This window comes from Acinetobacter sp. 1000160, from assembly GCF_000588715.1.
Classification (GTDB): domain Bacteria; phylum Pseudomonadota; class Gammaproteobacteria; order Pseudomonadales; family Moraxellaceae; genus Acinetobacter; species Acinetobacter courvalinii.
Genome location: NZ_JFWP02000012.1, coordinates 78,912 through 92,299 on the forward strand (window position 1 = coordinate 78,912; position 13,388 = coordinate 92,299).

Here is a 13,388-nt window from a genome sequence, read left to right on the forward strand (position 1 = left end):
CAGCTGAATCAATACTCACTTTATGATTTTTTACTTGCAATTTCGGGTGATCAAGTTAAGTTGGGAGCAATTGCTTTGATCAATACTTCATTTGAATTTATGAAAACCTTAAAAATTGCGACCCGACAAAGCCCGCTTGCACTTTGGCAGGCCGAGCATATCCGTTCTCGTTTAAATGCACTTTATCCAGATTTAACGGTTGAGCTGGTCAAGTTTGTGACGCAGGGTGACAAGATTCTGGATACCCCACTGGCAAAAATCGGTGGTAAAGGTTTGTTTGTGAAAGAGCTTGAAGCGGCTTTACTGGATGGTCGTGCAGATTTAGCGGTCCATTCCATGAAAGATGTGCCGATGCATTTGCCTGAAGGCTTAACCTTGGCGGTGATCTGTGAGCGTGAAGATCCGCTGGATGCATTTGTTTCGAATCAATATCAGCATTTTGATGAATTGCCGCAAGGGGCAAAAGTCGGTACTTCGAGCCTGCGCCGTAAATGCCAAATTTTACAGCAACGCCCCGATCTGGAAATTATTGATCTACGTGGCAATGTCGGTACCCGTTTATCCAAACTGGATGATGGTTTGTATGATGCCATTATCTTGGCGAGTGCGGGCCTGAAACGTCTCGGCTTGTCGGATCGTATTCGGCATTGTCTGGCGCCCGTACTGAGTTTGCCAGCAGTTGGACAAGGTGCGCTGGGATTGGAATGCCGTATCAATGACGACGCATTATTAAAACTGATTCAGCCATTACAACATGAAGAAACCTCGATTTGTGTCCGCGCAGAACGTGCCTTTAATGCTTATCTTGAAGGTGGCTGTCAGGTGCCAATTGCAGGCTATGCCACTTTGGCCAATGATCAGCTTCAGATTGAAGGGCGAGTGGGCAGTGTCGATGGACATACTTTATTAAAAGAACAACTGGTTGGTGCGCCAGCAGAGGCTGAGCAACTGGGTGAGCAACTGGCACAACGCTTATTGGCACAAGGTGCAGGTGAGTTGCTAAAAGCGTTGTATTAATGCTGCTGATCAATACCCGTCCTGAAGACCGTGCTGCTGCTCTAACACAGGCATTATCCGAAGCTGGTTATCAGGTTGTGGGCTTGCCATTACTTGAACTGGTGCCAGAGCTTTTTTCGCAAGGCTTACAGCAGCTCTATCAGCAGCTTGATCAGGTGCAGGTGATTGTTGTAGTCAGCCCCACAGCGGTAGAGGTAGGGATGCACTATTTGCAGCATGCCGGGATCGCGCTGGAGAGGCTGCAACATATCCGCTGGATTGCAGTCGGTCAAACCACTGCGCAGGTACTGGCCCGATTCAATATTCACAGTGATGTGCCTCAGGTCGAAAATTCGGAAGGTATGCTGGATTTACCTATTTTAAAGCAGCAGAAAAATGTCAAAAAAATTGCCTTCTGGCGGGGACTGGGCGGACGTCAGTTCATGATGCAGCAATTGCAGCAGCAGGGGATTGAGGTACTCAACTTTGTGCTTTATCGCCGTCAATGTCCGCAACAAAGTTTTCAGATATTCCCTGAGATGGTAAAGAAAATAACGCCTCAACAAACGGTTGCTGTGCTGATCACTAGTGAGGCAAGCTGGAATTACTGGCAGCAGATCTGTGAGCAGGTGCAGCAGCCCCGAACATGGATTTATCTGGTATTGGGACAGCGCTTGGCACAATTATTAGAAAATACCAGAACACAGACAAATAAAGCATTTAACATTATTCAGCTTGAAAATTTATCTGCATCAGAGATCATTCAACGCATGAGAGACTGGCAAGGACATGTATGAGAAAAATTGGTTATTTAATATTAGGGCTGAGTTTATTGTGGTTGGCTAAACTCAGTTACGATGTTGCACAATATTCTCAAACCGTTCCCCAGCTTCAACAGCAGCTTAGCCAGACTGAACAGCGTTATGCATTATTGAATGATCAATTTGTCGCGGTCCAGCGTCAGTTGCAAAATAATCGTGTGGTTGAGCCTACAGATAATAGTTCAATGCCGATGACAGTTGAGGGCATCTCACCGATTATCTTGATTAAGCAGCACATGCAACTGGTGCAGTTTGCACTGGATCAGCAACAGTTTATTTATGCACTGGAACAATTGAATCAGGCCCAGCAGCAGGTGCTGCAATATACAGTCTCACCGGCTTTACAAGATAGCCTGATTAAATCGATAGAGCAGGATAAACAGGCGATTCAGCAATTTGTTTTAAATCAAACCCAGCAACAGCAGCAGCTTGATCAATTATTGCAGCAACTGGATCAAAAGATTGCACAAAACCTGCAAGATCCGAAACTATCAATTGAAAAAGGTGAAAGTGCGACATGGTGGCACTGGTTTAAACTGGAAAAAGTGCAACGTTCATCGCCAGATTTAATGGGCCGTAATATTACCTTAAAAGAAGCACAGTTACGGCTATTGCTGGCATCTCAAGCCTTGCATGAAGGTCAATTGACTGAATATCAGAAATCGGTTCAGGAAGTGATCCGGTTACTTGCCGAGTTACCAGATCAAAATAGCCAGAAAATGAAACTGCGCCTAGAAAAAATCTTGAACCAGCAAGCAGTGCCAACACCGAAATTAACCAGCTTAGGTTTGTTGGGATAATCTGTCATGAAGCAATTAATGTTGATTTATTTTCTCTCGGCTTTGGTGCTTTTCGCATTATTTTCTGTATTGAGTTATGGCTATGGAAATGGCTATGCGTATATCTACTGGCGAGAATGGCAGTTCCAGAGTAGTGTGTGGGGCTTAATTGCACTGTTTATTGTGATTAGCCTGATCTTGCAATTATGCTGGTTATTGGCTAAACGTTATTTAACCCGGGAACAAAGAAAAAAAGAAACCATTCTGCACTTCAAGCAATTACATCCTTATGAGCAACTCGGTATTGTCTGGTTGCTTGAAGCCTCAAAAGACCAGCAGGTTTTTATAGAGCGGGTATTTGCCCAGTCAGGCCTGCTCAGCAATATTATTGATGCGCAATTTGATTATCAGAATGGTGATTATGTTGCGGCATTGCAGAGTCTGGATAAATCAGCCCCGATGGCCTTTGAATTGGCTGAATTACAACGCATAGATATTTTCCTTGAGCAAAAAGAAACCGAAAAAGCGTTAACCCATTTAGAGTTTCTGGCGCAACATCAGCTTTCCCCATGGCTGGTTGAAATCGAAACCGCTTACCAGCAGCGTATTACTGCACTATGGGGCAAACTGGCGCTCCAACAACCCTGGTTATTTTTGCAAACCACACAATATGGGTTGTTAGATGCGGAACATCGTGATTTATGGTTGCAGCAATTATTAATTCATTTTGATCAGGCCTCGGTTGATGACCTTGGTGCATTACAGCAGCGCTATCTGGTGTTGCAGGATGAGATTGAAACCCGTCCCTATAGCAGCAAGGTGCTGTGGTTGAAACTATTGGCCAGAATGCCTGAGATGAGCGTGCAGCATGAAGAGCTGGCCTTACATTTATTGCAAGATCAGTTCGACCCGGAAGTGTTTTATCTGTGGTTCCAGCAACAGTTACTCAAGCAGATTCCGGATTATGCTTATGTTGAGCAGCGCATTATTCAGCTGGAGCAGCGTTATACCAGTGTGCCTATGCTGGCTTTTGCACAGTGGCATATTTATATGGCGACCCAACGTCAGGCAGAGGCAGAGCAGTTATTAACTTTATATCCTGATAATATATTAATGAGTTATTTAAGAATTAAGTCGACCTTGGGCGATAATCAGGACTTAATCAAACAGTTAAATTTAATATTTGAAAATGATGTGAATTTTCTTAATTTCAAGATATGAGTGTAAATATGAAAGAACTGTCTGTCTATCCGGTTATTCATCAGCAATCCGTGGCTTGGGGCGATATGGATGCGTTTGGGCATGTCAATAATGTGCAATATTATCGCTATATGGAAAGTGCCCGTATTGCCTATTTAATGGCATTAAATATCTTCAAACAGGAGATATTGACGGTGGTTGCCTCGAGTCAGTGTAAATATTTACGGCCGGTATTTTATCCCGATGTGCTGCATATTGGTGCGCGTATTGAAGAGTTAAGAAATAGTGCATTTCGTATGCATTATGTATTATGGAGTGAATCCCAGAATCAAATGATTGCCACCGGTGAGGCGGTTATGGTTTGTGTAGATAAGGTAACATCCAACAAACGTAATATCCCGGATTCAATTCGGCAGAAAATTATTCAGCTTGAAGAAAATGTCGGGCATCAATTAATATTAGGCCCGTCATCATAAAGACAATTATGTCTATTTTATTTGAATATATAACAAATTTCATAATGTGGTGCTTTTGAGTGGCCGGAAAAACAGGCAAATTAAAGCACCATGAACTAAATCAAAAAATAAGAAATTTTTTAGTGAAATTTAAGAATACGTTAATATAACTGGTGTTGGTTAAGGTTGTTTATTTAATTTTTAAAATCTGTTTAGATATCTAAATTCTCCCTTTTTTTGTTTTATTGTAAATAAAATACCATTTTATTGTTGATATACGATTAAGTGAGCTATTCTCATATTGATTATTTAATCGCTTATAAATTAATATTGAATAGAATTCTAAATTCATTTTTATTTTTGAGTGATATTTTTTTCTTATTAAGTTGGAGTGGTTCGAATGAAACCAGATATTAGCGAATTATCGGTAGAAGATTTAAAGCGTTTACAGGCTGAAGCTGAAGCTTTAATTGCCAGCAAAAAAGATCAGGCAATTGAAGATGCTTATAATCAAATTGTTGCTATTGCTGAAGCAATTGGTTTTAGCGTTGAAGAGTTATTAGAAGTAGGTGAGCAAAAGCGTAAGAAAACGACGCGTAAAGCTGTAGAGCCACGCTACCGCAACAAAAACAATACTGAGGAAACTTGGACAGGTCGTGGTAAACAGCCACGCTGGTTAGTTGCCGAGTTAGAAAAAGGTGCAAAACTTGAAGATTTCTTAATCTAAGCAAGTTTTAAAGTCATCGTTTTGTCATACGATGGCTTTATCCTGAATCAAAAGCCAGGCTTAAAAAGCTTGGTTTTTTTATATGAGAGAATTGGCGATGTTGAAAAAGTATGCATAATGTCATTCAGGGGCGAGTGTCTCGAAAAGGATGATATTTTGCATGTTGGTAAGGGTTGAATGAAGAAAAAAACCAAGCAATGGAGATGGTGGCTTTTCGCCATTTTTGCATTTTTAATTTTTATTATTTTACAAATTCCAGCGACATGGTTAATTGCAAAATTCTCAAAAGATAATCAAATATTACATAATGTCAGCGGCAATATCTGGCAGGGGCAAGCCGACTGGCAACGTGGCCAGCTACGCGGCTCGGTGCATTGGAAAACCCGTCCTTTAGATTTGTTATTGTTACGTTTAGGGGCAAATCTTGATATCCATAGCGGTAATACGCAATTCAATGGAGTATTTGGTTATGGTTTAGGACAAAAAATCATGATCAAGGATTTGCAGGGTGCGATTTCGCCAGAAACATTAAAGTATTTTGCAAACTGGCAATGGCCTGAAAATTCTATTCAATTGAAAGACGTGCAATTTAACTATCAAAAAGAAAAAGGTTTTAGCGCAGCAGAAGGTCAGTTGAACTGGGGCGGCGGTGCCTTGAGTTATACCTTTGGTCAGCGTCAGGACCGTATGAATATGCCTTCCTTGGTGGCTGAGATAAAAGATGAAAACGGCCAACTCCAGATTGATATCCGTGATCAGCGTAGCCAGAAAATGGGGAATCTCAGCTTAGATGCCAACCTGATGCTGGATGTACAGCTGACGCAACGCATGTTATTGAATATTCCATCCTATCAAGGTAAAGCCGGTCTGGATACCTATGTGATCAGTTCACGTCAGCCGTTGTTGCAGGGTGGTTTTTGATGAAAGCAATCACTGAAAAAATGCAACAATTGCGTTGGCAGAAGCTGGATAAGTTAAGTGGTCTGATTCTGGCTTTACTGATTTTATGGTTATGCTGGAAACTGGCCTCCTTATTCTGGTGGGTGGTTGCACCGCCACAACCGATGCAGTTTGACCGGGTTGAACTGGGTTCGCAGCAAGCCCAGGTCCCCAATATCAGTTCATTTGCCTTATTTAATGAACCCGCAGCAGCTTCAGCCGATGACAATATCAATCTGGAGTTACAGGGTGTATTGCTCGGTCAACCAAATTACTTGTCTTCTGCGGTCATTAAAATGAATGATACTGCTGAACGTTATCGGGTAGGCGAGACCGTTGGTTCTACCTCCTATCAGCTGGCAGAAGTGTATTGGGATCACGTAATCTTGCGTCAAGGCAATGGTGCAACACGTGAAGTCAAATTTAAGGGACTGGACAATGGTTTATATCAACCGGCTGCGCCTGTTTTAAATAATGGAACAAGCGTCCCTCCAGCAGCAGCTCCTGCGCCTGCTCAGAATTCGCCCCAGTCTGCTTTAGGGCAGGCTATCCAGCAAATGCAGGATAACCGGGAACAATATCTGAAAAATATGGGCGTCAGTAGTGGAGGGGAAGGCTATGAAATTTCGGATAAGACGCCCTCAAGCTTAAAAAATAACTTAGGTTTGCGTTCGGGTGATCGTATTCTGTCGATCAATGGCCAAAGCGTCGGGCAGGGGCTCAACGAAGTACAATTATTAGAGCAAGTACGTCGTGAAGGGCATGCCAAAATAGAAATAAAACGTGGTGATCAGGTGATGACCATACAACAAAGTTTTTAGTGATCACACGTCACACATCAGTTAGGAATAAGTGCAGGTTATGGCTTTCTTGAATCATCAACGTCCACTTTGGGCATTACTTGCTGCAGCGCCTTTAATTGCGACAGTCAGTACCCATGTGCAAGCACAAACATGGAAGATCAATCTACGTGATGCGGACTTAACTGCATTTATTAACGAAGTTGCTGATATTACCGGGAAGAACTTTGCGGTTGACCCACGTGTACGGGGCAATGTTACGGTTATTTCCAATAAACCGCTGAATAAAGATGAGGTGTATGACCTATTTCTGGGCGTCCTCAACGTCAATGGTGTGGTGGCACTACCTTCTGGCAATACGGTAAAACTGGTACCAGACAGTAATGCCAAGAATTCGGGTATTCCTTATGATGCCCGAAGTCGTGCTGGCGGTGACCAGATTGTCACGCGGGTGATCTGGCTGCAAAATACCAATCCGAATGACCTGATCCCGGCATTACGTCCATTGATGCCACAGTTCGCGCATCTTGCTGCGGTGGCTGGAACCAATGCCTTAATTGTTTCTGACCGTGCCACCAATATTTACCAGCTTGAAAATATCGTGCGTAATCTGGATGGAACTGGGCAAAACGACATTGAGGCAATTAGTCTGCAATCCAGTCAGGCCGAAGAAATTATTGGTTTGCTCGAGACCATGAGTGCCACAGGTGCATCCAAGGACTTCATTGGATCGCGTGTCCGTGTGGTTGCAGATAACCGGACCAATCGTATCTTAATCAAAGGTGATCCGGACTCGCGCAAGCGTTTGCGTCAAATGATTGAAATGCTGGATGTGCCCTCGGCAGACCGTTTAGGGGGGCTTAAAGTCTTCCGTTTGAAATATGCCAGTGCCAAGAATCTGGCTGAGATTTTACAGGGGCTGGTCACCGGGCAATCTGTTTCATCATCATCTTCGTCAAATAGCAACAGTAGTTCAAATTCGATTAATAACCTGATTTCAAATAACCAGAATTCAGGCACATCAAGTGGTTCTTCATCTTCTTCTGTGTCGACGCCTTCAATTAATTTGAATAGCAATTCAAATAATAATCAAAACGCAGGTATTACCAGTTTTAATGGGGCAGGCATTAGTATTATTGCTGACCCAACGCAAAATGCATTGGTGGTCAAAGCAGAGCCACAATTGATGCGTGAAGTTGAAGCGGCGATTCAACAGCTAGATATTCGTCGCCAGCAAGTCCTGATTGAGGCTGCGATTATTGAAGTCTCTGGTGATGATGCCGACCAGCTGGGGATTCAATGGGCATTGGGAGATTTAAGCAGTGGTGTCGGCCTGATTAGCTTTAGTAATGTCGGGGCAAGTCTGGCATCGATTGCTGCAGGTTATGCGACTGGGGGTGCAAGTGGTGCAGCGGCAGCGATTGCTGGAGATGCCAGTAAAGGCAATGGTGCAACGATAGGTGTCGGTAATTTTGATAATTCACGTAAGGCTTATGGCGCGCTGATCCAGGCCTTGAAAACCAATACCAAATCCAATTTCTTGTCTACGCCGTCGATTGTAACGATGGATAACGAAGAAGCTTATATTGTTGTCGGTCAGAATGTTCCGTTTGTGACAGGTTCAGTGACCACAAACAGTACAGGTGTTAATCCTTATACCACTGTTGAGCGTAAGGATGTGGGTGTAACCCTAAAAGTGATTCCACATATTGGGGATAATGGTACGGTTCGTCTTGAAGTAGAACAGGAAGTATCTGATGTTCAAAACAATAAAGGTCAGGCAACCGACCTTGTGACCAATAAGCGCGCCATTAAAACCGCTGTACTGGCAGAGCATGGACAAACGGTAGTATTGGGTGGCTTGATTGCGGACAATACCGCATTGTCTCGTCAGGGAATTCCTGGACTGAGTAGTATCCCGTATCTAGGGCGTTTATTCCGTGCCGATGCGCGTAGTAATATCAAGCGTAATCTTCTGGTGTTTATCCATCCAACCATTGTTGGTGATGCCAATGACGTACGTCGTATTTCTCAGCAGCGTTATAATCAGCTCTATAGTTTGCAACTTTCAATGGACAAGAATGGCAACTTTGCCAAACTGCCTGAAAATGTTGCAGATATTTATAACCCGCAGGCGATTGTGAAGAATTCCCCATATCAAAAGGTTCCGACCGCGATGCAAGCCCAAAAAACCGTTGTGGTGACTACGCCGGTTGCGGTTGAGCAGCCTCAGCTGCAGCAGAAAACCGTACAGCTGCCGGTGAAGGAAACCGAGCGGAGTAAAAATACGGTCACTACCACTACGATTCGCCCTGCGTCTTCACAGTAGCTGCACAGAAACGCTTATGTCACAATGTTACGATTGTGGAAAATGATAAAGGATATGCATCTATGACTTGGAAATTACAAGCCATTACAGGTGAATTTACGGGGCAGGAACTGAATATTGAGCGTGATATGTTGGTTGGCCGACATCAGGATGCCGATATTTTGTTGCAATCCGCCGATATTTCGCGTCGTCATGCGGCGTTGTTACTCAAAGATCAACAGCTTTGGGTGCAAGACTTAAACTCGTCCAATGGCACATTTATTAATGATGCGCGAATCGAGCAGGAAACTGAATTGCATGATGGTGATATTTTGCAGTTTGCCAGCTTCGTATTCTCGGTACTTGCGCCGGCGGCAGCAACAGAATTACCTGAAATTGAAGCAGAGCCTGTGACAGCAAACACGCATGATCAAGGTATGCCGAGCATTGCCGAACGTGCGGCAGAAACACCGATTACCCGTGACGGGATGCCACAACAGGTCGCGATTCCAAAACCGGCACCCATTCCTGAAGGTGTGCAGGTACAGGCTGTGCCTGAACCACAACCTGTTGCGCTTGAAGAGCCTGTTTCACGTGTGGCTGAAGAAAAAGAGCAACAGAAGAATGCTTCGGTTGGACTTATTTCAATTATTGTATTGATCATTTTAGCTGTGATTGCCTGGCTGTTCTTTAAATAATCGGGCGAAGCTTTTACAATCAAAGGCATGCCCGCTTGGGTGTGCCTTTTTTATTATGAGGGTGAAATTTCATGTCTGTTGCGCAGTTGCAAAGTCGTCATCTGGTGTTATTTGATCTGGATGGAACACTGGTAGATTCGGCCGCTGACCTATATCGTGCCATGAATCTGAGTCTGACCAAGCTAGGGCTGCCGCTGGTGACTGAAGCGCAGGTGAGAGTGTGGGTGGGTAAGGGTGCCGCAAAATTATGTGAAGCGGTACTGAGCCATTTATTTGGACAGGTCGATGCGCAACAGCAAACGCAGCTGTTAAGCACCTTTATGCAGGTGTACGCGCAAGAGCTCTGTGTCGATACGCAGGTATATGATGGTGTGTTGCCCTTTCTGGAGTATTGTCAGGCCCATAATATTACCATGGCCTGTGTCACCAATAAGCCTGAACATCTGGCCCGAGGAATTCTGGACGTTTTAGAGCTTGCACCTTATTTTAAAATGGTCGTAGGTGGGGACAGTTTGGCGGAGCGTAAACCGCATCCGTTGCCGCTGTTGCATTGTGTAGAGCAAGCAGGAATAACCACGGCTGAAACCTTGATGATTGGCGATTCAAGCAATGATGTTGAAGCTGCAAGGCGTGCAGGTATTGATTGTATTGTAGTCAGCTATGGCTATAATCATGGGGAAAGTATTTATGACTGCCAGCCACAGCAAGTGGTTGATCGTCTGGCAGAGTTAGTTTAAGAAAATCAGATAGGGAAAGAGGTATGAGGATGATGATGGTTTTTCGATGGCGGGATTAAAGCAGTATTAAAACAGGGAAACGCAGATAAATCGAAACCATAAGAGATGACTCATGACAACATCAATCCAGTTTGAACAATTAAAAGCAGCAGGCTACAACACCATTCCAGTTTATCGTCAACGCCTGGCTGATACTGAAACCCCGTTATCTGTTTTTGCACGTTTTAAGGAACAGAAACAAGCTTATCTATTTGAGTCTGTAGAAGGTGGCGAGAACTGGGCGCGCTATTCCATGATTGGCCTCGGCGAATCTACCGTTTTTTCATGCAATGCTGGTGTGTTAACCATCCAGCAAGCAGATGGCACAGTAACGCAACAGGATTGTGCAGATCCGTTTCAATATATTCGTAATTTTCAAAGTCAGTTTAAAGTTCCCAGCAAAGCCGAACTACCAGATTTACCAAGCTTTACCGGTGGTCTAGTGGGTTATTTAGGCTATGACGCCGTGCGTTATATTGAGCCAAAACTCAAGAATGTCCCGGCAGCTGATCCGGTGACTCTACCTGATTTATGGTTGATGCTGTCTCAAACCGTGATTGTGTTTGATAATTTAAAAGATACGCTGTTCCTGATCCATCATGCTGATGTCAGTGAGCCAGATGCCTATAATAAAGCACAAGGCAAGCTAGATCAGCTAGAGCAGTTACTGGCAACACCAGTGAGTCTGCAAGCAAAACCGCATACCGCCCCACATTTTGAATCGATTACCGGCAAGGAAAAGTTTCTGGAAACCGTGGACAAGGTTAAGGAATACATCCGGGCGGGGGATGTGATGCAGGTGGTGCCTGGTCAGCGTATGGTATCTGACTTTGATGGCGAGGCCTTACAGGTCTACCGTGCGTTACGTCATTTAAATCCATCGCCTTATTTATTTCTGGTGCAAGGTCAGACACTGACTGATCAAAAACCTTTTCATATTGTAGGATCATCACCAGAGATTTTGTCCCGTCTGGAAAATGGTATCGCAACAGTACGTCCTTTAGCGGGGACCCGACCACGTGGCAAAACCAAAGAAGAAGATCTGGCCTTGGAACAAGATTTACTGGCGGATGAAAAAGAGATTGCCGAACATTTAATGCTGATTGATCTTGGGCGTAATGATGTCGGGCGGGTATCCAAGATTGGTAAAGTGCAAGTGACAGACCGTATGGTGATCGAACGTTATTCACATGTCATGCATATCGTATCTAATGTGCAGGGTGAGGTACGTGATGATATTGATGCTCTGGATGTATTTAAGGCGACTTTTCCAGCTGGAACACTTTCCGGTGCTCCCAAAATACGTGCCATGGAAATTATTGACGAAGTTGAACCGGTAAAACGGGGGGTGTTTGGCGGTGCAGTGGGTTATTTAGGCTGGCACGGCGAAATGGACATGTCGATTGCCATTCGAACCTGTGTGATTCGCGATAAAAAGGTCTATGTACAGGCTGGAGCAGGGCTGGTTGCGGACTCAAATCCTGAATCTGAGTGGAATGAAACCCAAATAAAAGCTCGCGCAGTGATCAAAGCGGTTGAATTATCGTCAAACGGATTGATTTTATGAGTTTTTAACGGTTTTTTTTAAAAAAGCACTTGCATCGATTCTAAGTTTTGCTAAACTGCACACCGTTCCGATACGAAACGTACGAAACACTAAGAAAGAGCCGGCATAGCTCAGTTGGTAGAGCAACTGACTTGTAATCAGTAGGTCCACAGTTCGAATCCGTGTGCCGGCACCATCTTAAAGTGTGGTAGTATAAAGTAAAGAACAGCACTGTGTAAGTGTGATATGGTGAGATTCCCGAGCGGTCAAAGGGGGCAGACTGTAACTCTGCTACGAAAGTTTCGAAGGTTCGAATCCTTCTCTCACCACCATCTAACTTCGATAGATGTCGTACCAACATGCGGGAGTAACTCAGTTGGTAGAGTGGCAGCCTTCCAAGCTGCATGTCGCGAGTTCGATCCTCGTCTCCCGCTCCATCGAAGATGTCGCTCTTATAGCTCAGTGGTAGAGCACTCCCTTGGTAAGGGAGAGGTCTCGAGTTCAAATCTCGATAAGAGCTCCAGATATACAGTTTAGTGGTTATTCCACAAGTTTTTAAAGAAGCAGGCTATTATAGTCTGCTTTTCAAGTATTAGGTGTCTAGTTTTTTAGGCGAATGTCGATAAAGAAGGTTTTTCAGGGTTGTTTTTCTCTAAACTGGTGTCGACGTAAACGAGGAAAATCAAAATGGCTAAGGCTAAGTTTGAACGTAACAAACCACACGTAAACGTGGGTACAATTGGTCACGTTGACCATGGTAAAACAACTTTAACTGCTGCGATTGCAACGATCTGTGCAAAAACTTACGGCGGTGAAGCGAAAGATTACTCACAAATCGACTCAGCTCCTGAAGAAAAAGCACGTGGTATTACAATTAATACATCACACGTAGAATACGATTCTCCAATCCGTCACTACGCTCACGTAGACTGCCCGGGCCACGCCGATTATGTTAAAAACATGATTACTGGTGCTGCTCAGATGGACGGCGCGATTCTTGTATGTGCTGCGACTGATGGTCCAATGCCACAAACTCGTGAACACATCCTTCTTTCACGTCAGGTTGGTGTACCTTACATCGTTGTATTCTTGAACAAGTGTGACCTTGTTGATGACGAAGAATTACTTGAATTGGTAGAAATGGAAGTTCGTGAACTTCTTTCTACTTATGACTTCCCAGGTGATGACACTCCAGTTATCCGTGGTTCAGCGCTTAAAGCGTTGGAAGGTGATGCTGGTCAATATGGCGAATCAGCAGTTATCGCTCTTGTTGAAGCGCTTGACTCTTACATTCCAGAACCAGAACGTGCAATCGACAAAGCATTCTTGATGCCAATCGAAGA

13 protein-coding genes and 4 tRNA genes are annotated in these 13,388 nt (G+C 44.1%); all 17 read left to right on the top strand.

The window, feature by feature from the left end; translation table 11 throughout:
- Nucleotides 1-99 precede the first annotated feature (99 nt).
- Nucleotides 100-1,017, top strand: coding sequence for a hydroxymethylbilane synthase (gene hemC / locus J699_RS00995; protein ID WP_032871295.1), 918 nt, complete (start codon nucleotides 100-102; stop codon nucleotides 1,015-1,017).
- Nucleotides 1,017-1,793: a uroporphyrinogen-III synthase gene (locus tag J699_RS00990; RefSeq protein WP_032871199.1), complete on the top strand. Its 777-nt coding sequence runs from the start codon at nucleotides 1,017-1,019 to the stop codon at nucleotides 1,791-1,793. The genes hemC and J699_RS00990 overlap by 1 nt, the downstream gene beginning before the upstream one ends.
- Nucleotides 1,790-2,617: a hypothetical protein gene (locus J699_RS00985; protein ID WP_032871196.1), complete on the top strand. Its 828-nt coding sequence runs from the start codon at nucleotides 1,790-1,792 to the stop codon at nucleotides 2,615-2,617. The genes J699_RS00990 and J699_RS00985 overlap by 4 nt, the downstream gene beginning before the upstream one ends.
- A 6-nt stretch (nucleotides 2,618-2,623) precedes the next feature.
- Nucleotides 2,624-3,817: a hypothetical protein gene (locus J699_RS00980; RefSeq protein WP_032871195.1), complete on the top strand. Its 1,194-nt coding sequence runs from the start codon at nucleotides 2,624-2,626 to the stop codon at nucleotides 3,815-3,817.
- A gap of 8 nt (nucleotides 3,818-3,825) precedes the next feature.
- Nucleotides 3,826-4,272 carry an acyl-CoA thioesterase gene (locus J699_RS00975; protein WP_032871191.1) on the top strand — a complete coding sequence of 149 codons (447 nt, stop codon included), beginning with the start codon at nucleotides 3,826-3,828 and terminating at the stop codon, nucleotides 4,270-4,272.
- Nucleotides 4,273-4,651: 379 nt separating this feature from the next.
- On the top strand, nucleotides 4,652-4,978 hold the full coding sequence (locus J699_RS00970) for an H-NS family nucleoid-associated regulatory protein (protein ID WP_005280991.1): 327 nt from the start codon (nucleotides 4,652-4,654) through the stop codon (nucleotides 4,976-4,978).
- 177 nt (nucleotides 4,979-5,155) lie between these two features.
- A complete protein-coding gene (gene gspN, locus J699_RS00965) occupies nucleotides 5,156-5,899 on the top strand; it encodes a type II secretion system protein N (protein ID WP_005226377.1) in 744 nt (247 codons plus the stop codon).
- On the top strand, nucleotides 5,899-6,738 hold the full coding sequence (locus J699_RS00960; RefSeq protein ID WP_005280987.1) for a type II secretion system protein N: 840 nt from the start codon (nucleotides 5,899-5,901) through the stop codon (nucleotides 6,736-6,738). Before gspN ends, J699_RS00960 begins: the two co-directional genes overlap by 1 nt.
- Before the next feature lie 40 nt (nucleotides 6,739-6,778).
- Nucleotides 6,779-9,046 (top strand): type II secretion system secretin GspD, encoded by a 2,268-nt coding sequence (gene gspD / locus J699_RS00955; RefSeq protein ID WP_032871188.1) that lies wholly within the window; start codon nucleotides 6,779-6,781, stop codon nucleotides 9,044-9,046.
- Between the two features lie 62 nt (nucleotides 9,047-9,108).
- On the top strand, nucleotides 9,109-9,723 hold the full coding sequence (locus tag J699_RS00950; RefSeq protein ID WP_005226382.1) for an FHA domain-containing protein: 615 nt from the start codon (nucleotides 9,109-9,111) through the stop codon (nucleotides 9,721-9,723).
- 71 nt (nucleotides 9,724-9,794) lie between these two features.
- Entirely contained in the window at nucleotides 9,795-10,460 is a 666-nt protein-coding gene (locus J699_RS00945) for a phosphoglycolate phosphatase (RefSeq protein ID WP_005226384.1), read from the top strand.
- A gap of 112 nt (nucleotides 10,461-10,572) precedes the next feature.
- Nucleotides 10,573-12,066 carry an anthranilate synthase component I gene (trpE, locus tag J699_RS00940; protein WP_032871185.1) on the top strand — a complete coding sequence of 498 codons (1,494 nt, stop codon included), beginning with the start codon at nucleotides 10,573-10,575 and terminating at the stop codon, nucleotides 12,064-12,066.
- A 99-nt stretch (nucleotides 12,067-12,165) separates the two neighbouring features.
- Nucleotides 12,166-12,241: transfer RNA gene (locus tag J699_RS00935), tRNA-Thr, on the top strand.
- 52 nt (nucleotides 12,242-12,293) lie between these two features.
- Nucleotides 12,294-12,377: transfer RNA gene (locus tag J699_RS00930), tRNA-Tyr, on the top strand.
- 29 nt (nucleotides 12,378-12,406) lie between these two features.
- Nucleotides 12,407-12,482 (top strand) — tRNA-Gly (locus J699_RS00925).
- 11 nt (nucleotides 12,483-12,493) lie between these two features.
- Nucleotides 12,494-12,568 (top strand) — tRNA-Thr (locus tag J699_RS00920).
- Between the two features lie 164 nt (nucleotides 12,569-12,732).
- Nucleotides 12,733-13,388: GTP-binding protein (locus J699_RS00915; RefSeq protein ID WP_032871183.1), on the top strand; the 656-nt coding region annotated here is incomplete at its 3' end.

Excerpts from the sequence above, each read along its gene's own strand:
- hemC (WP_032871295.1), top strand. The coding sequence starts at position 100 with ATGAAAACCTTAAAAATTGCGACCCGACAAAGCCCGCTTGCACTTTGG.
- J699_RS00990 (WP_032871199.1), top strand. The coding sequence starts at position 1,017 with ATGCTGCTGATCAATACCCGTCCTGAAGACCGTGCTGCTGCTCTAACA.
- J699_RS00985 (WP_032871196.1), top strand. The coding sequence starts at position 1,790 with ATGAGAAAAATTGGTTATTTAATATTAGGGCTGAGTTTATTGTGGTTG.
- J699_RS00980 (WP_032871195.1), top strand. The coding sequence starts at position 2,624 with ATGAAGCAATTAATGTTGATTTATTTTCTCTCGGCTTTGGTGCTTTTC.
- J699_RS00975 (WP_032871191.1), top strand. The coding sequence starts at position 3,826 with ATGAAAGAACTGTCTGTCTATCCGGTTATTCATCAGCAATCCGTGGCT.
- J699_RS00970 (WP_005280991.1), top strand. The coding sequence starts at position 4,652 with ATGAAACCAGATATTAGCGAATTATCGGTAGAAGATTTAAAGCGTTTA.
- gspN (WP_005226377.1), top strand. The coding sequence starts at position 5,156 with ATGAAGAAAAAAACCAAGCAATGGAGATGGTGGCTTTTCGCCATTTTT.
- J699_RS00960 (WP_005280987.1), top strand. The coding sequence starts at position 5,899 with ATGAAAGCAATCACTGAAAAAATGCAACAATTGCGTTGGCAGAAGCTG.
- gspD (WP_032871188.1), top strand. The coding sequence starts at position 6,779 with ATGGCTTTCTTGAATCATCAACGTCCACTTTGGGCATTACTTGCTGCA.
- J699_RS00950 (WP_005226382.1), top strand. The coding sequence starts at position 9,109 with ATGACTTGGAAATTACAAGCCATTACAGGTGAATTTACGGGGCAGGAA.
- J699_RS00945 (WP_005226384.1), top strand. The coding sequence starts at position 9,795 with ATGTCTGTTGCGCAGTTGCAAAGTCGTCATCTGGTGTTATTTGATCTG.
- trpE (WP_032871185.1), top strand. The coding sequence starts at position 10,573 with ATGACAACATCAATCCAGTTTGAACAATTAAAAGCAGCAGGCTACAAC.